This window comes from Streptomyces sparsogenes subsp. cuspidosporus, from assembly GCF_039532705.1.
Lineage (GTDB): Bacteria > Actinomycetota > Actinomycetes > Streptomycetales > Streptomycetaceae > Streptomyces > Streptomyces sparsogenes.
In genome coordinates, this window is record NZ_BAAASD010000004.1 from 207,766 (window position 1) to 231,437 (window position 23,672).

Below are 23,672 nucleotides of genomic sequence, written 5' to 3' on the forward strand. Positions count from 1 at the left end.
CCGCGCCCGCCGACAAACGACCGCCCGTGCAGCCGAGACCTGGCCGCACGGGCGGTCCTCATGGAGGCGCTGGGGCTTGAAGTGGCGGCCGCGGTGGGGATCGTACCCCCGCGCGGGGATGTCGGCGTAGCCGCGGGTGCTCACTCCGGCGGGCATCGGGGAGGTTGCTTCAGACCGCCGGGCGTCAGGCCCAGTTCCGCTTCCGCGAGTGTGCGGACCAGATCGCCAGCGGCTCCACGCGGCGGTCGGTGCTGGTGTTGATGTACGCGCCGGCTCCGTCGACCACGGCCAGGACCCGTACGGCGGCGCTCCACGGGTCGGCGCAGCGGAATGCCCCCTCCCGCACTCCTTGCGCGATGATCTGGTCGATGCGGTGGCACCAGCGCAGCTCCTGGCTGACGACCCGGTCGTGGAGCGCTGGGCGGTACCGCGACAGATGCCGAGCGTTGAGCCAGAGCTTGCTGATCTTGTCGAACTCGGTACCCGAGATGAGGGTATAGAAGCGCTGGAAGACGCGGAGGGGGCTGTCGACGCCGGGCTCGCGGACCCGGCGCAGGCGGGCGCCAACAGCCTGGTGGATGACCGCGTCGCCGACGGCCGGGCTGGGCCGGTACATCACCGTATGGCTGTGAACGGAGCGGTCCGGGCCGGCTCCGATGCCGTGATCACACCAGCCACCACGAGATCTCGCACCCGTGACCAGCAGTTGCGTGACAGCTCTCAACCGATCCCGGTAGCCGTCGAGGCCACGGACAGGACCAGGGCACCCAGCGCGCCCACGGCGCCGTAGAGCCGCAGCTTGCGCCGGTCATCGCGTTGGCGGACATACAGTGCGGTAGCCCCGGCGAAGGCCAGGCCGCCGATGATGAACCACGGTCCCCACAGGTAGAGGTACCAACCAGTCAGCGCAGCCAGATCCGGCTCAACAGAGATGGCACCAGCCTCGACCAGCACACCGTGGACGACGAAGAGGCCGCCATGCCACGTGAGCAGGATCGCCGCGCCACCGCCGCAGAACACCATGAGTCGGCTGATCCGCGAGCCTCGCGGCCGCGTCAAGCCGATGCCGACCAGTGCCCCAAAGAGCTTCAGGAAGCCAGTGACCACCAGGACGGTCAGGAACCACGGCACTCCGTCGCGAGCGAGTTTCACCAACGATGGCGACACCGTCGACTGCGCGCCGAAGGTATGGCCCGTCGCCCAGAAGAAACTGGGTACCGCGAACAAGAACCCCCATGCCGCAGCGGCGTATCCAGGCCACCTGCTCAGGCAGAGGCGGACCTTCCGGCACGGGACGGAATGTTCTGTCGCGTCCAAGGAACGCATGACTGACATGACTCGAGCATGGTCCGCACCGCGAAGACTGTGCGTCATCCACACGGGGGATCCGCCTCCACCACGAGAGCTACCTCTCGGCGTCCGAGCTGCGAGCAGTCCGACGGACCCGGAACCGGCATCCTCAAAGATCAGCTATGGGACAGCCCTTGGGACCGCGCCGGGTGGCCTGCGAGAGACCACTACGATCGGCGCATGCAGGTCACATACGAATGGCGCGGCGACTTCGACGATGGCACCCTCAACGCCCTGCACAGTCAAGGGTTCGGTCATTCGACGCTGCCCATTGGCTGGTGGGAGCAGGTGCAGCGGCACAGCCTCGGGTGGGTCGTGGCCAGGGAAACCGAGGGAGTCGGCAAGGGCGGTGCGCCGGGGGAGGCCAAGGCGGGCGGTCGACTTGTCGGATTCGTGAACGTCGCCTGGGACGGTGGCGTGCACGCCTTCGTCCTGGACACGCTGGTCGACAGGGAGTTCCAGCGCCGGGGCGTCGGCACAAGCCTCGTCGCGGAAGCCGTACGCGGTGCTCGGGCAGCCGGGTGCGAGTGGCTGCACGTAGACTTCGACGACGAACACCGGCCGTTCTACTTTGACGCCTGCGGATTTCAGCCGACGAACGCCGGACTCATCGCCCTGTGACCCGATAGGTGAAGCCACGGCCCATACTGCCTGGAAGACTCGCCCCAGCAGTTCGGGCGGGCGTCCGGCCAGTGCAGCAAGACGTTCGAGCCGGGGTTTTCCGCGCCAGTTCGGCGAGCCGGTGAGGAACCCGTGCAGGTAGCTGGGCCCGGTGCTCGCGGAGCAGCGGGGCAGCCGTTCTGCGCGCATGATCTTGAACGCGAAGTGGGTCCTGGCTGGCGCCGGGGCCCACTTTGTGCGTTGCGTGGGGTCAGGCGCAGCAGTCGCAGCCGGGGCGGCAGCCACCGGAGTCCGTCTCGGCGTCGGCGGGCGCCGCCGCGGTCGTGGGTCCGCAGCAGCCTTTGCCCTGCCAGGCGTCGTGGCCCTCCTTCACCGCGACGGCGGAGATGACGAGGGCGGCGATCGGGTCGGCCCAGGACCAGCCGAGCATGGCGTTGAGGAGCAGGCCCAGCAGCAGCACGGCGGACAGGTAGGTGCACAGCAGGGTCTGCTTGGAGTCGGCGACCGCGCTGGCGGAGCCGAGTTCGCGGCCGGCCGCGCGCTGAGCGGCGGACAGGAACGGCATCACGGCCAGGGATACGGCGGCGAGCACGATGCCGGGGATCGACCGCTCGGCCTCGCCGGTGCCGGCCAGGGAGCGGACGGCGTCGACGGCGACGTAGGCGGCGAGCGCGAAGAAGGAGACGGCGATGATCCGCAGGGTGGTCTTCTCCCGTGCCTCGCGCACGGCGTGATCGCGGGCGGAGAACTGCCAGGCGACCGCGGCGGCGGAGGAGACCTCGATGACGGAGTCCAGGCCGAATCCGATGAGGGCGGTGGAGGAGGCGATCGTGCCGGCGGTGATGGCGATGATCGCCTCGATGACGTTATAGGTGATGGTCGCGGTGACGAGCAGACGTATCCGGCGGGTGAGCGCGTCACGGCGGGCAGGGCAGGGGCCCGCGGACAGCGATATCTCGGCGGTCACGGTCAGCAGCAGCCCTTCTCGCCGGCGTCCGGGCAGGTGCGGTCGGTCTCGACCGCGACCACAGCGGTACGCAGGTCGTCCAGCGCGTGGCCCAGACGTTCGTCGGCCAGCTCGTAGCGGGTGCGGCGACCGTCGGGCACGGTGACGACCAGGCCGCAGTCGCGCAGACACGCCAGGTGGTTCGACAGCCGGGTCCGCGAGATGCCGAGCGTGTCGGCGAGGTGGGCCGGGTAGGCGGGGGCGTCGCGCAGGGCGAGCAGGATGCGGCACCGGATCGGGTCGGCGAGCGCACGGCCGAAGCGGGCCAGTACCTCGATGTCGGGGGCAACAGTCAGCACGCACACGACAGTACACGGAATCCTGAATTCACAGAAACGTGGATCATCGCTCGCGAGAGGCGGTGAGCGATACGCCCGGCGCCTCCGGCGAACGCACCCGAGGCAGTCGATACCCCGCCCCGGTATGGTGAGATGGACGATCACAGGCGACGCGCCGAACGGCGAGGGCGAGAGGGACGCGACATGGGTGGCGGGCATGCGGGCAGGCGGGGCATCGCCCGGCTGCCTGCGGTGTGCGCGGTGGTGTTCGGCCTGTTCCTCATGCACGGCTCCCCGGCGAGTGCCGCCGAGGGCTGCCACAGCTCCATGCCTGCATCCGCACCGGTGGCGGCCGGCCCCGGCGCCTCCTCGACGACCACGGCTCACGCGACCGCCTCGCGTCACCAGGACCCCGCCCTCCAGGCCACCGGGATGCCTGGGGCGCTGTGTGCGGCGATCCCGGTCCCCGAGCGGATGCCTCTGCCGGTGCCCGGCCTCCTCGCCGTGGCCGCCGTCACGGTGCCGGCCGCATGGACGCCCGCCGGGCTGCGGGCACTGGGCGGGAGCGGGCTGCGCGGCCCGCCGGCCGGCGGACGAGATCATCTGCTTCAGGCGTGCATCGCGCGGACGTGACAGGAACGCGCCGAGACCCGGCCCCGGCCGGGACCGGCCCTGTGCCCTGTCCCTCTCCGCGCGCCACCGGTGTGGTGCGCCCACCCGGAAAGATCCCCACTTCGATGATCTCCTCTTCCCGTCTCATCGCGCGCCGCCGCGCGATCGCCGCGGCCGGCGCCACGGCCGCTCTCGCGCTGGCCCTGGCCGCCTGTGGTTCCTCCAGCGGCTCCTCGCCCATGCCGGGCAGGGACCACGGCAGCACGTCCTCCGCAGCGTCCTCGTCCAGCGCGTCGCCCTCGATGGGTGACATGCCCGGCATGGACCACATGGCTTCCGGCAACGGCCTGTCCGACAGCCAGGGCGGCTACCGCCTCACCTCGAAGGACACCACGCTGCCGGCCGGCAAACCGGCCGCGTACCGGTTCGCGGTGACCGGCCCGGACGGCAAGCCGGTCACCGAGTTCGCTGTCGACCAGACCAAGCGGATGCACTTCTACGCGATCCGCTCCGACCTGACCGGATTCCAGCACGTCCACCCGACCATGGCCGCCGACGGCACCTGGAGTGCGGATTTGTCCGCCCTCGCCCCGGGCTCCTGGCGTGTGTTCGCCTCCTTCACCCCGAACACGGGCACGGGCACGGGCAGGGGCGCGGACTTCGTGCTCTCCCGCGCCGTCACGGTGCCCGGCAACGCAGCGAAGACCCCGCTGCCCGCACCGGCCACCGGCACGGAGGCCGACGGGTACACCGTCACCGTCAAGGGCGAGCCCATGGCAGGCATGGCGCAGCCGCTGACCGTCTCAATCACCAAAGAAGGAAAGCCTGTCACCGACCTCGAGCCCTACTTGGACACCTATGCCCACCTGACCGCCTTCCACGAAGGCGACGCCGCGTTCGCCCACCTCCACCCGACCACCAAGGTGACCGGCGACAACGGCGGCCCGGACCTGTCCTTCCACGCCGAGCTGCCCACCTCCGGCAACTGGCGGCTCTTCCTGCAGTTCCAGACGGGCGGCAAGCTCCACACCGCCGCTCTGACCCTGCGCGTCGGCTGAGCCCCGGCGGGGCGCCGCCCCTGGCGGCGTCCCGCAGCCCGGCCCGCCGGACGCGCACCCCGCACAGGGCGTGTCCGCAGGCAGCGGGCCGCACCTCACGGAGTAAGGCTTCACAGATGCACGCCGTACTGCACGCACTGTCGATCGCCGGGTCCATGACCTGGGAGATCACCTGGGCCCTGATTCTGGGCTTCGCCCTGTCCGCGCTCGTCCAGGGCGTGGTCCGCAAGTCCACCGTCGTCTCGCTCCTGGGCGATGACCGACCCCGCACCCTCGCCGTCGCCGCCGGCCTGGGCGCGGCGTCCTCGTCCTGCTCGTATGCGGCCGTCGCGCTGGCCCGCTCGCTGTTCCGCAAGGGTGCGAACTTCACCGCGGCGATGTCTTTCGAGATCGCCTCCACCAACCTGGTCGTCGAGCTCGGCGTGATCCTGGCTTTGCTGATGGGCTGGCAGTTCACTGCCGCTGAATTCGTCGGCGGCCCGATCATGATCATCCTGCTGTCGGTCCTGTTCCGCGTCTTCCTGCGGGACAAACTTCTGCGCGCCGCCCGCGAGCAGGCAGAACGGGGACTGGCCGGGTCGATGGAGGGGCACGCCTCGATGGACATGTCCGTCCACCGTGAGGGCCCCTTCGCTCGGCGCCTGTTCTCCCCCGACGGCTTCACCGCCACCAGCCACGTGTTCGTCATGGAGTGGGCGGCGATCCTGCGCGACCTGGTCGTCGGCCTGCTCATCGCCGGGGCCATCGCCGCCTGGGTTCCCGACTCCTTCTGGCGCGCCTTCTTCTTCGACGGCCACCCCCTGGCTGCCAAGCTGTGGGGCCCGGTCGTCGGCCCGCTGGTAGCGATCGCCTCATTCGTGTGTTCCATCGGCAACGTGCCGCTGGCGGTGGTGCTGTGGAAGGGCGGCATCAGCTTCGGCGGCGTGGTGGCGTTCATCTTCGCCGACCTGCTGATCCTGCCGATCCTCAACATCTACCGGAAGTACTACGGCGTCAGGACGGCCGCCTTCCTGCTCGGCACCTTCTACGTGGCGACGGTCCTCGCCGGGTACATCGTCGAATTCGCCTTCGGCGGGCTCGGCCTGATCCCCGACCAGGCCGACGCGAGGGTCCCCATGGAGGGCCTGAGCTGGAACTACACCACCTGGCTCAACATCGCCTTCCTCCTCCTTGCCGCCGTGCTCCTGGTGCGCTTCATCCGGACCGGCGGGCTGTCCATGCTGCGCATGATGGGCGGCTCACCCGACACCGGCCACGACCACCCCGGCCACGACCACGCCGGCCATCAGCAGCGCGGGCAGCAACCAGGAGACACGCACGGCGGGCACCACAATTGAAGAGCAGTCCTCCACCCCCGGGCGGAGGACCAGCTCTGCCCACGGGCCGGTCCCTGAACCGCCACAGGCATGCTGGAGTAGGTCTGTGACTGCCACCCTGCCGTGCGTGATACCCAGCCCGGACGGCAAACCGGTCCAGCTGCCCGGCACGCCCCAAGCCACCCGATCGCCCGCACGGCCTACCGGCCCCTGGGCGAGGGCCGGTAGGCCCTCTTCGCAGACGTCGCACCGCGTCATCCTGGAAGAGGACAGCTCTCACAGCCGTAGGCGGGCCGAGAGAGGGTGATCGGCGTGATCTGGTACGACGGTGGCTGGGGCTGGGGCGGCTGGTTCTTCATGGCCGTGTTCATGGTGCTGTTCTGGGCGCTGGTGATCTTCGGCATCGTCGCGCTCGTCCGCTACTTCAGTGGCGCGCCTCACGACCGCCAGTCCGAACGGCCTCCCTCGTCCGGTGAACCGGGATGGGGAAGCAGACGGGCCGAGGACCTGCTGGCCGAGCGGTTCGCTCGCGGGGAAATCGACGAAGACGAGTACAAACGACGGCTCGCGCTGCTGCGGGAGCACCGGTGAACCCGGACCGCCGGCGCAGCACATGATTGATCATCGCCGGGGCGGCCACCGCACTGGTGCTGGGCAGCGCGACCACCATGGTGCTGGCCAGCACCGGCGTCCATGGTGCTGGCCGGCACCGGCCTCTTCGGCCACGCGGCTCCTGCGGCATGGCGAGTGTCCAGACCGGCCGAGAGTGCCTCAGCGGCGATCTGCGGCAGGTCCTCCGCGCACGCCCCGGCGGTACGGCCGGTTCACGGCCTGCGCGCGGCTGGTGCGAACAGGCCCTCCGGATCGTAGGCGGCGCGGATGCGCTCGAGCCGCTCCTCGTGCGAGCCGAAGACCGCGCCCCGCAGCTCGCTCGCGTCCTCGCCGAAGCCGGCGAAGTTGACGTACGCCCCACCGCTCGAGAACGGCTTCATCGCTTCCCATGCCGAGCGCGCCCACCTGATCGCGGTCTCGTCCAGCGCGGGGTCCTGCCAGCCCGCGTCGATGCTCACGTTGTAGCGCGCGGACCGGTGCGCGAACGCGCTGTCATCGGGACCCACGCGCGCCACAGCGCCGCCCAGGGTGCGGATGACTATCAGACTCTCCGGAGTCGGCCGCCGGGAGTCCCAGTCCACCAGTGTCCGGATGGCCTCGTCCGTCAGCTCCTCCGCGAAGTGCGACTTCATGAAGTAGCGTTCGCCGTCGGGGAACCGCCAGGTGTTCGCGCTCTGCAACATGACGTAGGGCACGGTTCCGCTCAGGTCCATGAGCGGCGGGCCCAGTTCGCGCTGCGGCGCCAGCGCGGCAGTGGCGCCGTCGTCCGGCGGACCACCGTACACGGCGCCGGCCATCACGCAATTCGATCGATGAAGTTGCTGCGGGATCGCGGGGTCGGCGGGGACGCTCCAGAGCAGGATCTCCGGCGTGACCGTATCCGGCGCAGTGTACGTCGCGTCCCGCCAAGCCCGCAGCACTTCCTCGGCGCGCTCGTACGGGTGGAGAACCAGCACTACGGCCACGTCCGGACCGAGCGGATGGAGGTCGAACTCGAAGGATGTGACGACGCCCAGGCCCCGGCCCCCGCCACGCGCCGCCCAGAACATGTCGGACTCCTCCTCCCGGCTCGCCGTGCGCACCTTGCCGTCCGCGGTGACGATCTCCAGTGACCGGACGCTGTCGCAGCTCAACCCGAACGTCCGCATCACGAACCCGAGGCCGCCGCCGAGCGTGAGACCGGCGATCCCGGTCGCAGAGATCTCCCCGCCAGGCGTGACCAGCCCGTGCAGCTGGGTCTCACGGTCCAGTTCGCCCCAGGTCACGCCCGCCTGGGCGCGTGCGGCGCGGGCCGAGGGGTCGACGTGCACGCCCTTCATGTGCGACAAGTCGATCACCAGACCGTCGTCGCACACAGCGCTCCCCGCGACCTGGTGCCCGCCACCGCGGATGCTCACAACCGGCCGGTGCTCGCGCGCGGCCGCCACCGCCTCGACGACGTCGGCCGTCCCGGCGCACCGGGCGATCACGGAGGGTCGGCGCTCGATCAGCCCGTTCCATACGGCCCGTGCCTCGTCGTAGCCGGGGTGACGGCGATCGATCACCTCACCGCGCAGTGAGGACCGGAGCCGTTCGACCAGGGCTCGTTCCTGTGCCTCTGTCTGCTCGCTCGGCATGGGCCTCACCTCTCCCAGGCACGCGACGCGAGCCACCCTGCCTTCCACGCTATGCCGGAACGGACGCCCCCGCATGTGCGGCGAAGTCCGGCACGAAGCCGGCCGTCCGGGAAGCCCTGGCCAGTCGATAGGTCGGTCGGCGGAGTCATCCCGGGAGGCAGGTCCCGGCGGAGGGGGCCGCATGGCCCTTGGGACGCGAGCGGAGAACGGCAAGGGTGGGTCTGTGATGCCGCTGTCAGCTCATGCGCGGCCATGTCCGTGCCCCTGTCCGGTGGCCGCTCCCCCACGCCCGTCCAGCTCCGCGCCGACGTGTTCCGCCGTGGCGGAGTGCAGGGCCTCAGGGACTGGCCGGCGACGGTGACGGCCACCGTGCCGACGCGCCCGCCGGCCACCGGGGGTGCCGCCGCCGCGGCCACCCGGCCCGCTGCGGAGGCGTTGCGTGATCTGGGGGCGACCGAAGGTGGTCTGTCGTCGGACGAGGCGGCACGGCGGCTGAGGCGCTGGGGGCCCAACGCGGTCCACTCGCACCGAGCCCGGGTGTGGCTGGTCCTGTGGCACCAGATGCGGTCACCACTGCTGGGTCTGCTGCTGGCCGCCGCCGTTGTCTCCTCCTTCGTCGGTGAGCGCAGCGATGCGCTGATCATCGGGGTGATCGTGGCGCTGTCCGTCGGTCTGGGCTTCGTCAACGAGTACCGGGCGGAGAAGACCGCCCAGTCGCTGCACGCGAAGGTCCGTCACCGGGCGGTCGTGCTGCGCGACGGCCGTCCGCAGGAGGTGGAGGTCACGGGCCTGGTTCCGGGTGACGTGGTGGAGTTGCGGCTGGGCGACATCGTGCCTGCGGATCTGCGGCTGCTCCAGGTCACCGGGCTGGAGTGCAGCGAGTCGGTGTTGACCGGTGAGTCCCTGCCGGTCGTCAAGGACACCGCTCCCGTGCGGGCCGGCACGGCGCTGGCGGAGTTGTCCGGATGCGCCCTGATGGGCACCGTGGTGCACTCCGGAAGCGGCCGTGGGGTGGTGGTCGCCACCGGCGCGGAGGCCGAGTTCGGGAAGATCGCCGCTGGGCTGAGTGGTCATCAGACGGAGACCGAGTTCCAGGTGGGGCTGCGCCGGTTCTCGATGCTGCTGGTGTATGTGGCGGGGGCACTGACCACGTCGATCTTCGTCATCAACGTGGCGCTTCACAGGCCGCTGATCGACGCGCTGCTGTTCTCGCTCGCCATCGCGGTCGGCATCACCCCGCAGTTGCTGCCGGCCGTGGTCTCCACCAGCCTGGCCGCGGGATCGCGGCGGATGAGCCGGCGCAAGGTGCTGGTGAAGCGCCTGGTGTGCATCGAGGACCTCGGGGACGTCGATGTGCTGTTCACCGACAAGACCGGGACGCTGACGCAAGGCCGCATCGACTTCATGCGGGCCGTGCCGGTCGACGGTACGTCGGCGGAGGAGGTGCTGCGCCTGGGGCTGCTGTGCACGGAGGCGGAGGTCGACGACCAGGGCCGGCCGGTGGGCGGCAACCCGCTGGACGCCGCATTGTGGGAGTCCCCGGCTGCCGCTTCGGAGCGGTCGGCGCTCGGCGGTCGGAAGCGCGTGGGGATCCTGCCCTTCGACCATGAGCGCCGGATGGTCTCCGTCACGGTCACCGATCCCGACGGTGTCACCGTGCTGATCACCAAGGGTGCCCCCGAGACGGTGCTGGAACGCTGCACGGAGGTGCCGGAGACGGCCCGTCGGGCGTTGGAAGCCGAGTTCGCCGCCGCCAACCGCGTCGTGGCGGTGGCGACCCGCCCCGCTCCGGCCGCCGGCACCCTGACGGCCGCCGACGAACACGACCTCTCCCTGGCCGGTCTGCTGGTGTTCCTCGACCCGCCCAAATCCGACGCGGCCGCGGCGCTGCGGCGGCTGGACACGCTGGGCATCACGGTGAAGATCGTCACCGGCGACAACCCCGCCGTGGCCGCCAAGGTCTGCCACGACCTGGGGCTGACCGACGCCGGCGTTCTGACCGGGAACGACCTGGACACCCTGGACGACGACCAGCTCGCCACCGCCACCCGGAACACCACTGTCTTCGCCCGCGTCAGCCCCGAGCACAAGGCCCGCATCGTGCGCATCCAGCGGCGGACCGGCGGCGATGTCGCCTTCCTCGGCGACGGCGTCAACGACGCCCTCGCGCTCCACGCCGCCGACGTGGGCATCTCGGTGGACTCGGCCACGGACGTGGCCAAGGACGCCGCCGACGTGATCCTTCTGGAGAAGGACCTCGGTGTCCTGGCCGACGGCGTCACTGAGGGACGGCGGATCTTCGCCAACACCATCAAGTACGTCCTGATGGGTACCTCGAGCAACTTCGGCAACATGTTCAGCGCGGCCGGCGCCTCCCTGTTCCTGCCCTTCCTGCCGATGCTGCCCTCGCAGATCCTGCTCAACAACCTTCTGTACGACAGCAGCCAACTGGCCATCCCCACCGACGAGGCCGACGAGGAGCAGGTGCGTCGGCCGGCGCACTGGGACATCGCCTTCATCCGGCGCTTCATGGTGTGCTTCGGACCGATCAGCTCGCTGTTCGACTTCCTGACCTTCGCGGTGATGCTGGGTGTCTTCCACGCCGACGCCGCCCAGTTCCACACCGGCTGGTTCGTGGAATCACTCGCCACACAGACCCTGGTGATCTTCGCTATCCGCACCCGCCGCATCCCCTTCTGGCGCAGCCGCCCCAGCCTGCCCCTGACACTGACCGCGTTGGGTGTCGTTGCCTTTGGTGCCGCCCTGCCGGTCACCCCGCTGGCCCATGTCCTCGGCTTCCAGCTTCTTCCGACCGTCTTCTTCGCCACGGTGGCCGGCATGGTCGTCGTCTACCTCGTCCTCGTCGAGATCGGCAAGAGGATCTTCTACAGGGCCGCGCCCCCATCGATACCGCCCCGGCCGGCCCTCGGCCACCGGCACCTGCGCCGCCGGGCAGCGCGGTTCAGCACCGTCACCCGGCTGCCGCGGCCGAGAGCCACTCAGTGATCCACCGTGGGGCTGACGACGGCGCGCCCTTTGGATCTTGCCGTCGCGCAGGTGAGGGAGCCCCAGTAGCGCGGGCGGTTGCCGCCGACCGAAGAGTTGAGAAGCCCGCACAGCGATCCTTCGCTCACGCCGGGTCAGTCGCGGATTCCACGGCGATGCGCACGGTTCCTTCCGCTCTGCCTCCCGCCCCACGGCGGCCATCGACACGGTCACGCAGCCACGTGGCGGTTGTCAGGCAGGCTCTCTTGCTCGCTGCATCACCCGTGACGGTGAACCTATGGGCTGTGAGCGTCACCGTTCACACGGCGCGGTGCACATCAATGGCGTTAGGTACCGTCGGCTGCCCAGTGGGCCAGGAGACCCTCCCTAGTACGCGAGCTGCCCGATGCCCCCATCGACGCGCAGCACCGTCCCTGCGGTGTAGGCGGACTCGTCTGAGGCGAGGTAGACCGCCGCCTTCGCCAGCTCGGTGGCGGTTCCCAGGCGGTGGAGAGGCACGGTCTGCCGGAGTTCCTCGTAGAGGGCGGCCTGGCGCTCGGGGCCGAGGGGCGCGAACACGTTGGTGATCGTCGGGCCCGGGCTCAGTCCGTTGACGCGGATGCCCCGGTCCTTCAGCTCATAGGTCAGCCCGCGCGTGTAGGAGAGCAGGCCCGCCTTGGCCGCGCCGTAGACCGTCGCGTTCCCGTGTCCGATGTACGCGGAGACCGAGCCGACGAGGATGACCGAGGACTGCTGCGAGAAGAGCGGTAGCAGGTCCCTGATCAGGAAGAACGGCGACTTGAGATTGGTTGCGAGGAGCCTGTCGAACGCCTCCTCCGTCCATGCCTCGATCGGGAGGTGGGTGACGTCGGCGGCGTTGCTCATCAGGATGTCGAGCTTCGGCCACTCCTCCCGGAGCCGCGCGGCGAGCGCCGCCTGGCCGGGTACGTCGCCGGCGTCACTGGCGATGGTCAGCAGCGGGCCGTCCAACTGCCGGGCTGCCTGGTCCAGCTTTTCCCGCGAGCGGCCGGTGATGGCGACAGTCGCTCCCTCGGCGAGGAATTCGCGGGCCGTTGCCAGGCCGATGCCGCTCGTTCCCCCTGTGATCAGTGCGTGTTTTCCCGCAAGGCGATCCATTGTTCCGTCTCTCTTCAGATTGCGGTGCGGCCACCGTCGGCGGCCACGACGGCCCCGGTCATGTAACTGGCCCGGTCGCCGGCGAGGAAGGCGATCACGTGGGCCACCTCGACCGGGTCGGAGGTGCGCTTGAGCGCGGTGGCCAGGCCCATGCCCCCCATGTCCGGCCCCATTGCCGCGACCACCTTCGACGTGCGCATGGGGCCAGGAGCGACGGCGTTGACCCTGATGTTCCACTCGGCGAACTCCGCCGCCCAGGTACGGGTCAGCGATTCGAGCGCCGCCTTGGTGGCGCCGTAGACGGCCATGCCCGGCATGCCGAGGCCGGCCGCGGTGGAGCTGACGTTGACGACGCTGCCGCCGCCGTTGGCGGCCATCTTCTCCGCGAGCAGGGCGGTGAGCAGGAACGGGCCACGCACATTGACCGCGAAGGCGGCGTCGTAGCTCGCCGGGTCCTGCGCGGTGGTCGGGGAGAACGTCATCACGCTCGCGTTGTTGATCAGGATGTCGACGGCTCCGGCGCCCTCGACCAGCTTTCGCACACCCTCCGGGTCGGACACATCGGCAGCGATGAAACGCACCGTCCCGGCGGACTCGCCACCGGCTGCGCGGAGGTCTTCCACGACCTGGGCGCCCCGTTGCGGATCGGTGCCGGTCAGGATCAGGTCGGCTCCGCCCGCGGCCAGCACCTTGGCCGTTGTGTGCCCGAGTCCCCCGACCCTGCCCGATCCGGTGACGAGTGCCGTCTTGCCTGCGAACTCCATTGCTCCGCCCTCCATGCCGGCCGGTGAGCGGCCGACTTCTGTGCATCCGTTCAAGAAGTGCCGCAACGGAAGCTACGACTTCTTGAACGCCTAGTCAAGAAGTCGTAGTATCGAGCCCGTGGCACGAACCGGACGCCCCCGCGAGTTCGACAGGGAACAGACGCTGGAGCGCGCACTCGAACTGTTCTGGTCCCGGGGATACGGGGCGACGTCGATCCAGGACCTGGTCGACGCACTGGCCGTCGAGCGCGGCAGCCTCTACGGCGCATTCGGCGACAAGCGCCGCTTCTACCTCGAAGCCGTCAGGCTCTACTGGCAGGTGTACGAACGGCACCTCGTGAGCGCGCTCGACACCAGCCCGCTCCTGCCCGCCCTGCGCGAGATCCTGACCCATCCCGTGCGGCTGGACGAACTGATCTCCGACCGGGGCGTGCCGCAGGGCTGCCTGGTCGGCAACACGACCGCCGAACTCGTCCCCCAGGACAGCGAAGCCACGGAGATCGTCGCCCGCTCGTACCTCCGGTTCACCGACATCGTCGCCGGCGCACTCCGTCGCGCACAGGCCGCCGGAGAAGTCACGGACACCTGCTCTCCAGAGGCCCAGGCGCAACTCCTGCTCTATATCGTCCAGGGCCTCTCCCTCGTATCGAGGGCAGGGCTCGACAAGACGGCGGCCCTGGCGGCGATCGACGCGGCAGTGGACGGGTTGCGGGCGTGAGCGGACCGCTCGGAGGCCGTGCGGATCCCGGCGTACGGCCGCGTCCTGCTCGGCAGGGACGAGCTCGCCCAGACCGACGACGAGGTCAAGCTCCCGGCGGACACCACGATGTGGTGGACGACGGCCGGCCGGCCTGACGGCAGCACCGCACAGGGCCCGCCCGTCCTCTTGGACGGCGGTTTCCTCACCGCGCTCGGCATCCCCACCGACTCGGAGAGCCTGCGCGGCACACCGGGCCGGATGGCCCGCGCGTACGCCGAACTGTTCAGCCCGCGCGCCTTCGACCTGACCACCTTCCCCAACGACGAGGGCTACGACGAACTCGTCCTTGCCCGCCGCATACCTGTCCGGAGCGTCTGCGAACACCACCTGCTGCCGTTCCTCGGCACCGCCCACGTCGGCTACCTGCCCGGCGCCCGGATCCTGGGCCTGTCCAAGCTGGCGCGCGTCGTCGAGCACTTCGCCTGCCGACCCCAGGTACAGGAACGCCTGACCAAGCAGGTCGCCGACTGGCTGCAGACCCGTCTGGAGCCCAAGGGCGTCGGTGTGGTCATCGAGGCCGAGCACTCCTGCATGACCCTGCGCGGCGTCCAGGCCACCGGCTCCAGCACCATGACCTCCACCCTGCTCGGCCTGCTGCGTTCGGACGCCCGCTCCCGCAGCGAATTCCTCGCTCTGACCGGCGCAACCTCCTGACCGGCGTAACCCTCCTGAGGCGCGCGCGCCAGGGGGAACGAGCCCCTCCCGGCCAGGTCGAGCGCATCACCCCCGGCGCCCCCCGGGAACAGGTCCTCGCCGTGCGTGTCGAGGCCGAGCGCGCGGTCGTCGCGCAGGGCGCCGCGGCCCACGGCGTCGCGTCGGCTGCGCGCACTGCGGCGACCCGTGCGGGTCGTGGACGCGGCTGGGGTGGTGCGGCTCGGGGTGTCCGACGCGCGGGTGAGGACGACGACCGTGGGCGCGGCCGGCGAGGCGCTCGCCTCGCCGGTGCGGGACGCCACCTCGTACGGCGACGACGGGGTGCCGGCGCCCGCGGTGGGACTGCCGGCGGGGACGCCCACCCACGAGGGGCGTGATCCCCTGGTCCTGCGCCGATGGGCCCAGGCAGCCGAGGAGTTCGGGCGCCGCATGAACCCCGACCCGGCGCAGGTCCGCGTCATAGAGCGGGACGGCGGGCTCGCCACCGGGCTGCCAACCCGGCACCGGTCGCGGCCGCTGGTGGTCGAGGTGTACGTCGGCACGGTCGACGCGCCTCCGGGGCGTCCCCCACGCACAGGCTGCTTCGATCTACCGTCAGCCGGGCGGCCGCTGGTGGCCCTGCGGGCTCGCGGTCTGGCGTTTCCGCTGGTAGTGAGTTCGGCCTTTGGCCGAGTTCCCACAGGTGGCCATGTCGCACCACCGGCGGCGGCCGCCTCGGGAGCCGTCGATGAACACCCAGCCGCATCGCAGACCAGGGCAGACGCGGGTGCGGTCCAGCGGCAGCGACCGCAGCAGGTCGAACGCCTGCAGGGCGAGTTCGTGACGGAGGTACTCGAGCCCCGATGTCTCCATGCCGACCTGGGGCTGCGGCGTGGTCCCGCGGACGACGAGACGCGCACTGGCGACCGCCTGCTTCCAATGATTCTCAACCTGACCGACCGCGCCTTCAGCAGCCGCGGCGTCGTGGTCGAGCAGGGCCGTGATCAGGTCGTACAGCGCCTCGCGCAGCTCGCGGATGTGCTCCAGGGCCGACGCGGCCCTGCCGGGCTCGGTCTCGGCCAGCCGTCGCAAGTCGGCGAGGGCGGCGGGGGCGAACTGACCAGTGAGGGCGGCCCACTCCAGCAGGCGCGGGTAGCCGTCGAGCCAGTCGATCGGCTCCGCGTCACGAGCGGTGACCGTGTTCACCAGGTCGATGACGATGTGCCCGCCGACCAGGTCACGGGGCCTGAAGGCGTGAGCCTGGATGGTTCCCGTCACGCATGACCTCCTTTCATGGGCTTGCCTCGCTCCATCCAACCAGTGTACTGATTTTATCCGGTTGGATTTTATCCGGTTGGAATGCCTCACGATTGAAAGGCGACGCCATGACTGCTGCCGTCGAGCTCATCGCGGCCCCCTGGAATCTCGGCCTGCGACCACCGGCGCCGGGGCGCGAGCCCGGAACCTGGCGCGCCCCCCAAGCGCTGCTGTCGGCAGGGCTGGAGGCACGGCTGCGGCCGGCCCGGACGGTGGAGCTCGACCGTCCGCCGTACGACTTCGACCCGCAGCCCGCGACCCGCATCCGCAACGGGGTGACCATCCGCGAGCAGACACTGCGGCTCGGCGAGGCGGTCCGGGCCGCACTCGCCGCCTCCCGGTTCCCGGTCGTGCTGGGCGGCGACTGCAGCATCCTGCTGGGGTGCCTGCTGGGGGCCCGAAGCTAGGGACACTGCGGCCTGGTTCACCTCGACGGGCACAGCGACTTCCGGCACCCCGGAAACTACGACGCCGGTTCGACCCTCGGCTCGGTGGCCGGCATGGATCTGGCCCTGGCCACCGGCCGCGGTGAACTGCTGCTCACCCACTGGCCGGAGGTGGGCCGGCCGCTGGTCGCCGACGAGGACGTGATCCAGATCGGTGACCGGGAGCACGAGGAGATACCCCCGGTCACCCGATTCACCGCCCAGGAGATCCAGCAGATCGGCATCGCCCGTCTGGGCGAGCGGGTCATCAGCCGCCTGGAGCAGCGTGGACTGGACCGCGTCTGGCTCCACCTCGACCTCGATGTGCTCGACGAACGCGTCCTGCCCGCGGTGGACTCCCCGGGCCGTCCCGGCCTGGACTTCTCCCAGCTCTCCGAACTCACCTCGACCCTGGCCGGCACCGGCCGGGTGGCGGGGCTCGACGTCGCCGTCTACGACCCGGAGCTCGACCCGGACGGCGCGTACGCCGCTCCCATCGTCGACTGCCTCGCCTCCGCCCTGGCCCCGCTTGCGACCATGGAGGCGACACGCGCATGAAGACGCTGCTCGCCAACGGCCCCAGCAACCTGTACGCGACCGAGATGAAGCAGTTCGGACGCCTGGCCGGACACTGGGCAACCCGGATCACCTACTACCCCACCGACGGCTCACCGGCCCGCCACGTCAGCGGCGAATGGGAGTTCGGCTACGCCCTGGAAGGCAGAGCGGTCCTGGACGTCTGGCGATGGCCCGGGCACGAGGAACTCCTCGCCTCAGGTCGCGCTCCGGACCAGGAGTGCGGCCTGTGCGTACGAATCTGGGATCCGCGCCTGCAACTGTGGCGCTTCACCTTCCACGGCACCGCCCGCGGCGACCTGGTGCACATGTACGCCCGTCAGATCGATGATGAGATCGTCATGGAACGCGCCGCAGGCGGCGAAATCGTCCGCTGGGTCTTCACCGACATCACCGCAGCCGCCTTCCACTGGCGAAACGAACGATCGACCGACGGCGGGCACACCTGGCGGCTCGACCAAGAGGCCGACGCCCGCCGCCTGGAAGCCACTCAGGAACCGGGATGAAAGACGTCCTCCGACCAGACGAGGATCTCTCATGACTCGCGGGCGAAAGGGCAGGCACGGGCGACACCCCCCCGTTACGGCACCGGAGGCGAGGCCCCAGAGCACCCCCACGCTCAGCAGTCGGGCGCTGCCTCCTGAGCGTGGGGGTGCTGGTGTGCTTCGGTCCCTTCCCGCTTCGGTCCGTACCCAGGATGGAAGTCCACGCAAGAGAGGACCCCCAGCCGACGCGCGGCTGGGGATCCTCAAGGCGGTGAGTATCGGTCAGCGGGTGGAGTCGCCCACGTCGTAAACCGCTCGTCTACGCGTCGGGCGGACCGCACCACGTCGCGATCACCGTGGATCGCGCTGGTCAGCGCTGCAGGGTAAGCACGCCCGGCCGCCAGGGCAGCTCGTTGTAGGGCATGCCCGGGGTGACGGAGGCGGGCGACAGGCCCTGGTAGAGGAACTGCAGGTTGCAGGGGTCGATTGTCTTGGTCTGGTCGGGGTTGTTGCGGACCAGGTCACCGTGGCTGATGTCGTTGGTCCAGGTGGCACCGCTGTTGGCCTTGCCCGCGAAGGGGTTGGACTCGGTGGCGGCCTGCGGGGTCCACGGCCCGTTCAGGCTGGAGGCGGTGAACGAGCGGAAGTAGCGCCCGCTGGTGCCGATCGCCTCGACGATCATGAGGTACTGGTTCTGGCCCTGGACCTTGTAGACCTCCGGCGCCTCGAACAGGTTGTTCCTCGTGTCGGTCATGACCGTCTTGTACGACGAGCCGAAGCTGCCCGGGAAGTCCCTGATCGGCATGCTCGCCTGGTAGATGTTGCCGTTGTCGCCGGCGAAGAACATGTACATGTTCTTGTCGTCAGCGATCAGGGTCTGGTCGAGCGGGCCGCCTCCCGGGATGCTGCCGGTGAACAGCGGCTGCGGCGCGGACCAGCTGTTGGGGTTGGTGGGGTCGCTGGAGGTGCGGTAGATGAAGGGCGATGCACCCCACTGGGAGGCCAGCACCCAGGTGTTCTTGGGTGAGAAGTAGATCAGCGTGGGCGCCACCGCGGACTGGCTCATCCCGGTCTGGCCTGCCGACGCCATGTCCGACCAGTTCGTGAAGGGGCTGAACGCCATCGAGCCGTACGACGTCCCGCCCGACACGTTCGAGCCGTAGACCAGGTGCTTGCCGTTGTACACCACGTTGGTGAAGTCCTTCAGCGAGTTCCACCCGTTCGCGGGCTGGGCCAGCGCACCGGTCGACGTCCACCGGTAGGTCGACGGAAGCGAACACGTGGTGCCCCCTCCGGACAGGCCGGTCCACTTCTGGTTGCCGCCGCCGGTGCAGTTCCAGAGCTGCACCGCCGTGCCGTTGGCCGTGGCGCCGCCCGACACGTCCAGGCACAGTCCGGACTCCACGGCGACGACCGTGCCGTCGGAGTTCATCCGCCACTGCTGGTTCGTACCGCCGTTGCAGGCCCAGATCACCGGCCGGGCGCCGGCCGTATTGGCGTGGCCCGGGACATCGAGGCACTTGTTGCCGTACACCGTGAGCTGGTTGCTGTCCGTAAGCGTCCACTGCTGGTTGGTCCCGCCGTGGCAGTCCCAGACCTGCAGGTTCGTGCCTTCGGCCTGGCCGGCGTTCGGCACATCGAGACACCGGCCGGAACCAAGGCCGCGTAAGGCGCCGCTGGTGGCGGCCTGAGCCGGACCGGCGACGAGCGTGGCCGCCAGCGAGACCAGGGCCGCAACCGCGGCGGCGAGCATCACAGACAGACGTCTGCGGCTGAACCTTCTTCTGCGCATGGGAGCCTCGTCATCCTTGAGTAAGCGGTTCCGGTCGAAACAACCGGGGCTTTACGGACTGGCATGCGGTGCAGTTGGTTCGCCATGTCGAACAAGGGTCGAAGTGTCGAGCAAAGTGGATGATGGGAGAACCTGTGAACGGCGTCAATACTTCTTGCATAATTCGCAAGCCGAAACGTTCGCAGCCCCAACCAGTTGACTGCAAGCACATGGAACGGGTTGGAGCTGCGCACCGGATGATTGTGGCCTCGGAAACCGAAGTGTCAAGAGTTCGCGCAGCGTACATTTCACCGGGCTCCTCCCGTCCCATCAGGCCCGACGACCGCACACAATGACCGAGCGGATGATCCCGCCCTTGAGTGACCGGTCACATAACCGCCTCCGCAAGGAGCAAGGAGCCAGCCATGCCGAGCGGCTACCTCCGCCTTCCCACACGTCGGCGCAGCCTGATGGGCGCCGCCCCTGACACCGGTGGCGCACCCATCGTGACCATCCGCGATGTCGCGCGGGAAGCCGGGGTCTCCCACCAGACGGTCTCCCGCGTCATCAATGGCCACGCGGCCGTGGCCGACACCACCCGTCACCGCGTCGAAGCCGCCATCGATTCGCTCGGATTCCGGCCCCATCACGCGGCCCGCGAGCTCGCGGGCAAGGCAGCCCGCTCGCTGACCGTCGTCACCAGCGACACGAGTCTGTACGGGGCCGCCTCAACACTGCGCGGGATCGAAGAGGCCGCCCGTGCCGCCTCGTTCGCGGTCGCGGTCAGCGTGCTGGACCGCCAGGCCCTTCCGGACCGAGCCGAGTTACGCGCCCGGCTCACCCGCCCGGGCGAGCCCGTCGTGGTCATCGCCTTCGACGCCCCCGGGGTGCGCGCCCTGCGGCTGCTGCCCGCCGACACACCCGTGGTGGCCGCGGTCGAGCGCCCCTCCGGCAAGGAGCCGGTCTCCAGTCGGCCCCAGGCCTGGCTGGACGACCGGCTCGCCGCAGCCCACGCCACCCGCCATCTGCTGGGCCTGGGCCACCGCACCGTCCACTACCTGGCACTGCCCTCCTCGACCGCGGACGTGGCCCAGCGCACACAGGGCTGGCTGGACGCGCTGCGCGCGGCCGGCGCACCGGAGCCGCCCGTGGTGGAAGGCGGCTGGACGCCGCGTACCGGCTACCTCGCCGCTCGGGGACTGGTCGCGAACCCGGCGGTGACCGCCGTGCTGTGCGGCAACGACGACGTGGCCGCCGGGGTGCTGCGGGCGGCCCGCGAAGCCGGCCGCCACATCCCCGGTGACCTGAGCGTGGCCGGCTTCGACGACGTACCCGTCGCGGCCTTCCTCGCGCCCGCGCTGACCACGGTCCGACCCGACTTCGAGGGGCTCGGCCGTACCTGCTTCGGACTGCTGCACCGGCTGCTCGATCCCGCGTCCCCCGCGCCCGACCCCTGCGACGAGCCCGCGCTCATCGTCCGCGAGAGCACCGGCCCCTGGCGCGCATCCCGCGGATGAACGGCGAGGGAAGCGCCCTTCCGGCACCCGAGCCGAGTGCCGGACACCCGAACAGTCTTTATCGGCCATCGGCGAGTTGGTTGGCGCACGGGGTGTTGACGTCCCGTGCGGCCCGCCTATCATCCATGCTTGTCCGACCTTCCGATTACCGTTCGGCATCCCGAACGAACAGTCCGGGCGGACAGGTTTGTGTCGGCCCCACAGACCACCGCTGAAGGACGTATCCGGTGAGGCTCCCGTACGTCACCGCGCCGCAGTGCGAGCACACGGGCAGCGACGTTCGGGGAGCCGCCCCCAGCCGACACAGGAGTCCCCCCATGCCCCCACCCGCCCGGCCGGACCGCCGGATCACCGCCGCGCCCCCTCGCCTGCGCGGAACGGCAACCGGCGACCCGGTCGGAGTCGCACGCTTCGAGCAGGTCGCGCCCTGAGCAGGCGATCGCACGAACGTCCGCCAGGGAGGAGCACGCCGGCCGCCCAGGCCCCCGGACATCCTCAAACATGGCCGATCGCACCACAGCCGTCATTGGGAGCGCTCCCAACAAAGAAGGTCCCGACCTACAAGGAGAATCATGGCTGTCATGAAGGCGCCCGGTCGGCGCCGAACCTCGGCGTTAGGTCTGCTGGCCGCCGGCGTGATGGCGGTGGCCGGCACCGCGACCGCCGCGCCCGCCACCGCCACCGCCGCTGACTCCGCCTCCGCCTCCCTTCAGGCGTCCACCTTGGGCGCTCAGGCGGCTCAGTCCGGGCGGTACTTCGGGGCCGCCGTGGCCGCCGGCAAGCTCGGCGACGGCACCTACTCGACCATCCTGAACCGCGAGTTCAACATGGTCACCCCCGAGAACGAGATGAAGTGGGACACCACCGAACGCTCCCGCGGCTCGTTCAACTTCGGCCCCGCCGACCAGATCGTGAACCACGCCACCTCTCACGGCCAGCGCGTACGCGGCCACACGCTGGTGTGGCACTCCCAGCTGCCCAGCTGGGTCAGCTCCATCGGCGACGCGAACACGCTGCGCACCGTGATGAACAACCACATCAACGGCGTGATGGCCCACTACAAGGGCAAGGTCTACGCCTGGGACGTGGTCAACGAGGCGTTCGCCGACGGCGGCAGCGGAGCGCACCGCCCCTCGGTGTTCCAGAACCTGCTGGGCGACGGCTTCATCGAACAGGCCTTCCGCACCGCGCGGGCGGCCGACCCGGCGGCCAAGCTCTGCTACAACGACTACAACATCGAGAACTGGAGCGACGCCAAGACCCAGGGCGTCTACCGCATGGTCCGCGACTTCAAGGCGCGGGGCGTGCCCATCGACTGCGTCGGCTTCCAGGCCCACTTCGGCACCGGCGGCCCGCCCGCCAGCTTCCAGACCACGCTGTCCAACTTCGCCGCCCTCGGCGTGGACGTACAGATCACCGAGCTGGACATCGCGCAGGCGCCGACGACCGCGTACGCGAACACCGTCAAGGCCTGCATGAACGTCGCCCGCTGCAACGGCATCACCGTCTGGGGCATCCGGGACACCGACTCCTGGCGCTCCGGGGAGAAGCCCCTGCTCTTCGACGGCAGCGGCAACAAGAAGCCCGCCTACAACGCGACGCTGTCCGCGCTGGGCGGCACCCCCACGGCGAAGACCCCGGCGAAAGCCACGGCGAACACCGTGACCAATGCCTCGGCACAAACCCCGCCGAAGCCGATGAAGGCCCCGGCGAAGACCCCGGCCTCCCTCGGCTCGGCGGCCGCCCTGCCCGGCAGCTTCAGCTGGAGCTCCAGCGGGGTCCTGATGTCCCCCAAGCCGGACTCCACCCACAACATCGCCGGGCTCAAGGACCCGACCGTGGTCTACTACAACGGCAAGTACCACGTGTTCGCCAGCGTCGCCAGCTCCTCCGGCTACAGCCTGGTCTACCTCAGCTTCAGCGACTGGTCCCAGGCCGCCTCGGCCACGCACCACTACCTGGACCGGACCGGCATCGGCAGCGGATACCGGGCCGCGCCCCAGGTGTTCTACTTCGCACCCCAGCGCACCTGGTACCTGGTCTACCAGACCGGAAACGCCTCGTACTCCACCAACACCGACATCAGCAACCCGGCCGGATGGAGCGCCCCGCGCAACTTCTACTCCTCCATGCCGGACATCATCAAGCAGAACATCGGCAACGGCTACTGGGTCGACATGTGGGTGATCTGCGACAGCGCCAACTGCTACCTGTTCTCCTCCGACGACAACGGACACCTCTACCGCTCGCAGACCACCCTCGCCCAGTTCCCCAACGGGTTCACCAACACCGTCATCGCCGCCCAGGACTCCAACAAGTACGCGCTCTTCGAAGCGAGCAACGTGTACAAAGTGCAGGGCAGCAACCAGTACCTGCTCATCGTCGAGGCCATCGGGTCCGACGGCCGGCGCTACTTCCGCTCCTGGACCTCCAGCAGCCTCGCCGGCTCCTGGACACCGCTCGCCGCCTCCGAGAACAATCCCTTCGCCCGCGCCGGCAACGTCGGCTTCCCCTCCGGCGCCTGGACCCGGGACATCAGCCACGGCGAGCTGATCCGCGCCGGCTACGACCAGACCCTCACCATCAACCCCTGCAAGATGCAGTACCTCTACCAGGGCATGAACCCCAACGCAGGCGGTGACTACAACTCCCTGCCCTGGCGCCTCGGTCTGCTCACCCAGACCAACTCCACCTGCTGACAACGGGAAGACACCGACCTCGGCGCGGACATCAGCCCCGGGACACGCACCGCGCCGAGGTCCCTCCCGAACGACCGGGCCCCTCCCTCCAGCACGGGAAAGGAACCACCGTGCCCATACGACCACGCGGCCGA

20 protein-coding genes and 2 pseudogenes are annotated in these 23,672 nt (G+C 69.9%); 13 read left to right on the top strand and 9 right to left on the bottom strand.

Translation table 11 applies throughout. The features are described 5' to 3' along the window. Nucleotides 1-184: 184 nt before the first annotated feature. Together ABFY07_RS07125 and ABFY07_RS07130 are read right to left on the bottom strand one after the other, a co-directional pair. The gene (locus ABFY07_RS07125; protein WP_346173612.1) at nucleotides 185-616 is read right to left on the bottom strand and encodes a TetR family transcriptional regulator C-terminal domain-containing protein; all 432 of its coding nucleotides are present in this window, start codon (nucleotides 614-616) and stop codon (nucleotides 185-187) included. 104 nt (nucleotides 617-720) lie between these two features. Beyond that, on the bottom strand, nucleotides 721-1,227 hold the full coding sequence (locus tag ABFY07_RS07130; RefSeq protein WP_346173613.1) for a DUF3995 domain-containing protein: 507 nt from the start codon (nucleotides 1,225-1,227) through the stop codon (nucleotides 721-723). Between the two features lie 303 nt (nucleotides 1,228-1,530). Between ABFY07_RS07130 and ABFY07_RS07135 the strand changes: the two genes are divergently transcribed. Further along, nucleotides 1,531-1,971 (top strand): GNAT family N-acetyltransferase, encoded by a 441-nt coding sequence (locus tag ABFY07_RS07135; protein ID WP_346173614.1) that lies wholly within the window; start codon nucleotides 1,531-1,533, stop codon nucleotides 1,969-1,971. A 250-nt stretch (nucleotides 1,972-2,221) separates the two neighbouring features. Here the strand turns inward: ABFY07_RS07135 and ABFY07_RS07140 are convergent, their stop codons facing one another. Further along, nucleotides 2,222-2,938 (bottom strand): cation efflux transmembrane domain-containing protein, encoded by a 717-nt coding sequence (locus ABFY07_RS07140; protein ID WP_346173615.1) that lies wholly within the window; start codon nucleotides 2,936-2,938, stop codon nucleotides 2,222-2,224. Between the two features lie 2 nt (nucleotides 2,939-2,940). Further along, nucleotides 2,941-3,276: an ArsR/SmtB family transcription factor gene (locus ABFY07_RS07145; protein WP_346173616.1), complete on the bottom strand. Its 336-nt coding sequence runs from the start codon at nucleotides 3,274-3,276 to the stop codon at nucleotides 2,941-2,943. A gap of 183 nt (nucleotides 3,277-3,459) precedes the next feature. Here ABFY07_RS07145 and ABFY07_RS07150 point away from each other — a divergent pair, with 183 nt between their 5' ends. The 4 genes from ABFY07_RS07150 (at nucleotide 3,460) to ABFY07_RS07165 (ending at nucleotide 6,832) form a co-directional block, all read left to right on the top strand. Continuing rightward, nucleotides 3,460-3,888: a hypothetical protein gene (locus tag ABFY07_RS07150; protein ID WP_346173617.1), complete on the top strand. Its 429-nt coding sequence runs from the start codon at nucleotides 3,460-3,462 to the stop codon at nucleotides 3,886-3,888. A gap of 104 nt (nucleotides 3,889-3,992) precedes the next feature. Next, nucleotides 3,993-4,925: a hypothetical protein gene (locus ABFY07_RS07155; RefSeq protein ID WP_346173618.1), complete on the top strand. Its 933-nt coding sequence runs from the start codon at nucleotides 3,993-3,995 to the stop codon at nucleotides 4,923-4,925. Between the two features lie 116 nt (nucleotides 4,926-5,041). Continuing rightward, nucleotides 5,042-6,262, top strand: coding sequence for a permease (locus ABFY07_RS07160; protein ID WP_346173619.1), 1,221 nt, complete (start codon nucleotides 5,042-5,044; stop codon nucleotides 6,260-6,262). Between the two features lie 291 nt (nucleotides 6,263-6,553). Next, complete coding sequence (locus tag ABFY07_RS07165) at nucleotides 6,554-6,832, top strand: SHOCT domain-containing protein (RefSeq protein ID WP_428836865.1); 279 nt, start codon at nucleotides 6,554-6,556, stop codon at nucleotides 6,830-6,832. Nucleotides 6,833-7,065: 233 nt separating this feature from the next. On the opposite strand, the gene ABFY07_RS07170 is transcribed toward ABFY07_RS07165, so the two are convergent. Continuing rightward, the gene (locus ABFY07_RS07170) at nucleotides 7,066-8,469 is read right to left on the bottom strand and encodes an FAD-binding oxidoreductase (protein WP_346173621.1); all 1,404 of its coding nucleotides are present in this window, start codon (nucleotides 8,467-8,469) and stop codon (nucleotides 7,066-7,068) included. Between the two features lie 252 nt (nucleotides 8,470-8,721). Between ABFY07_RS07170 and mgtA the strand changes: the two genes are divergently transcribed. After that, complete coding sequence (gene mgtA, locus ABFY07_RS07175) at nucleotides 8,722-11,475, top strand: magnesium-translocating P-type ATPase (RefSeq protein WP_346173622.1); 2,754 nt, start codon at nucleotides 8,722-8,724, stop codon at nucleotides 11,473-11,475. 366 nt (nucleotides 11,476-11,841) lie between these two features. On the opposite strand, the gene ABFY07_RS07180 is transcribed toward mgtA, so the two are convergent. Further along, nucleotides 11,842-12,591, bottom strand: a complete 750-nt coding sequence (locus tag ABFY07_RS07180; protein WP_346173623.1) for an SDR family oxidoreductase — start codon at nucleotides 12,589-12,591, stop codon at nucleotides 11,842-11,844. A 14-nt stretch (nucleotides 12,592-12,605) separates the two neighbouring features. After that, nucleotides 12,606-13,355: an SDR family NAD(P)-dependent oxidoreductase gene (locus ABFY07_RS07185; protein WP_346173624.1), complete on the bottom strand. Its 750-nt coding sequence runs from the start codon at nucleotides 13,353-13,355 to the stop codon at nucleotides 12,606-12,608. Nucleotides 13,356-13,473: 118 nt separating this feature from the next. Here ABFY07_RS07185 and ABFY07_RS07190 point away from each other — a divergent pair, with 118 nt between their 5' ends. From ABFY07_RS07190 to ABFY07_RS07200, 3 genes and pseudogenes are all read left to right on the top strand, one after another. Continuing rightward, on the top strand, nucleotides 13,474-14,073 hold the full coding sequence (locus ABFY07_RS07190) for a TetR/AcrR family transcriptional regulator (protein ID WP_346173625.1): 600 nt from the start codon (nucleotides 13,474-13,476) through the stop codon (nucleotides 14,071-14,073). 18 nt (nucleotides 14,074-14,091) lie between these two features. Next, the gene (gene folE, locus ABFY07_RS07195; RefSeq protein WP_346173626.1) at nucleotides 14,092-14,769 is read left to right on the top strand and encodes a GTP cyclohydrolase I FolE; all 678 of its coding nucleotides are present in this window, start codon (nucleotides 14,092-14,094) and stop codon (nucleotides 14,767-14,769) included. A gap of 53 nt (nucleotides 14,770-14,822) precedes the next feature. Continuing rightward, nucleotides 14,823-15,126: pseudogene (locus ABFY07_RS07200) on the top strand (hydantoinase/oxoprolinase family protein); the annotation flags it as partial. A gap of 237 nt (nucleotides 15,127-15,363) precedes the next feature. Here ABFY07_RS07200 and ABFY07_RS07205 read toward each other — a convergent pair. Next, the gene (locus tag ABFY07_RS07205) at nucleotides 15,364-16,026 is read right to left on the bottom strand and encodes a CGNR zinc finger domain-containing protein (RefSeq protein ID WP_346173627.1); all 663 of its coding nucleotides are present in this window, start codon (nucleotides 16,024-16,026) and stop codon (nucleotides 15,364-15,366) included. Between the two features lie 107 nt (nucleotides 16,027-16,133). Between ABFY07_RS07205 and ABFY07_RS07210 the strand changes: the two are divergent. Then, nucleotides 16,134-17,048 (top strand): annotated as a pseudogene (locus tag ABFY07_RS07210) (arginase family protein). Then, nucleotides 17,045-17,572 (top strand): hypothetical protein, encoded by a 528-nt coding sequence (locus tag ABFY07_RS07215; protein ID WP_346173628.1) that lies wholly within the window; start codon nucleotides 17,045-17,047, stop codon nucleotides 17,570-17,572. The pseudogene ABFY07_RS07210 and the gene ABFY07_RS07215 overlap by 4 nt, the downstream one beginning before the upstream one ends. A gap of 349 nt (nucleotides 17,573-17,921) precedes the next feature. Here the strand turns inward: ABFY07_RS07215 and ABFY07_RS07220 are convergent, their stop codons facing one another. Further along, on the bottom strand, nucleotides 17,922-19,343 hold the full coding sequence (locus ABFY07_RS07220; RefSeq protein WP_346173629.1) for a non-reducing end alpha-L-arabinofuranosidase family hydrolase: 1,422 nt from the start codon (nucleotides 19,341-19,343) through the stop codon (nucleotides 17,922-17,924). A 449-nt stretch (nucleotides 19,344-19,792) separates the two neighbouring features. Here ABFY07_RS07220 and ABFY07_RS07225 point away from each other — a divergent pair, with 449 nt between their 5' ends. Next, nucleotides 19,793-20,839, top strand: a complete 1,047-nt coding sequence (locus tag ABFY07_RS07225) for a LacI family DNA-binding transcriptional regulator (RefSeq protein WP_346173744.1) — start codon at nucleotides 19,793-19,795, stop codon at nucleotides 20,837-20,839. 581 nt (nucleotides 20,840-21,420) lie between these two features. Continuing rightward, nucleotides 21,421-23,538 (top strand): glycoside hydrolase, encoded by a 2,118-nt coding sequence (locus ABFY07_RS07230; RefSeq protein WP_428836875.1) that lies wholly within the window; start codon nucleotides 21,421-21,423, stop codon nucleotides 23,536-23,538. Nucleotides 23,539-23,672: the final 134 nt, after the last annotated feature.

What these genes read in the sequence shown, in the direction of transcription:
- ABFY07_RS07125 (WP_346173612.1), bottom strand. Translation starts at nt 616, where the DNA reads ATGTACCGGCCCAGCCCGGCCGTCGGCGACGCGGTCATCCACCAGGCT.
- ABFY07_RS07135 (WP_346173614.1), top strand. Translation starts at nt 1,531, where the DNA reads ATGCAGGTCACATACGAATGGCGCGGCGACTTCGACGATGGCACCCTC.
- ABFY07_RS07150 (WP_346173617.1), top strand. Translation starts at nt 3,460, where the DNA reads ATGGGTGGCGGGCATGCGGGCAGGCGGGGCATCGCCCGGCTGCCTGCG.
- ABFY07_RS07155 (WP_346173618.1), top strand. Translation starts at nt 3,993, where the DNA reads ATGATCTCCTCTTCCCGTCTCATCGCGCGCCGCCGCGCGATCGCCGCG.
- ABFY07_RS07160 (WP_346173619.1), top strand. Translation starts at nt 5,042, where the DNA reads ATGCACGCCGTACTGCACGCACTGTCGATCGCCGGGTCCATGACCTGG.
- ABFY07_RS07170 (WP_346173621.1), bottom strand. Translation starts at nt 8,469, where the DNA reads ATGCCGAGCGAGCAGACAGAGGCACAGGAACGAGCCCTGGTCGAACGG.
- mgtA (WP_346173622.1), top strand. Translation starts at nt 8,722, where the DNA reads ATGTCCGTGCCCCTGTCCGGTGGCCGCTCCCCCACGCCCGTCCAGCTC.
- ABFY07_RS07180 (WP_346173623.1), bottom strand. Translation starts at nt 12,591, where the DNA reads ATGGATCGCCTTGCGGGAAAACACGCACTGATCACAGGGGGAACGAGC.
- ABFY07_RS07185 (WP_346173624.1), bottom strand. Translation starts at nt 13,355, where the DNA reads ATGGAGTTCGCAGGCAAGACGGCACTCGTCACCGGATCGGGCAGGGTC.
- ABFY07_RS07215 (WP_346173628.1), top strand. Translation starts at nt 17,045, where the DNA reads ATGAAGACGCTGCTCGCCAACGGCCCCAGCAACCTGTACGCGACCGAG.
- ABFY07_RS07220 (WP_346173629.1), bottom strand. Translation starts at nt 19,343, where the DNA reads ATGCGCAGAAGAAGGTTCAGCCGCAGACGTCTGTCTGTGATGCTCGCC.
- ABFY07_RS07225 (WP_346173744.1), top strand. Translation starts at nt 19,793, where the DNA reads ATGGGCGCCGCCCCTGACACCGGTGGCGCACCCATCGTGACCATCCGC.
- ABFY07_RS07230 (WP_428836875.1), top strand. Translation starts at nt 21,421, where the DNA reads ATGAAGGCGCCCGGTCGGCGCCGAACCTCGGCGTTAGGTCTGCTGGCC.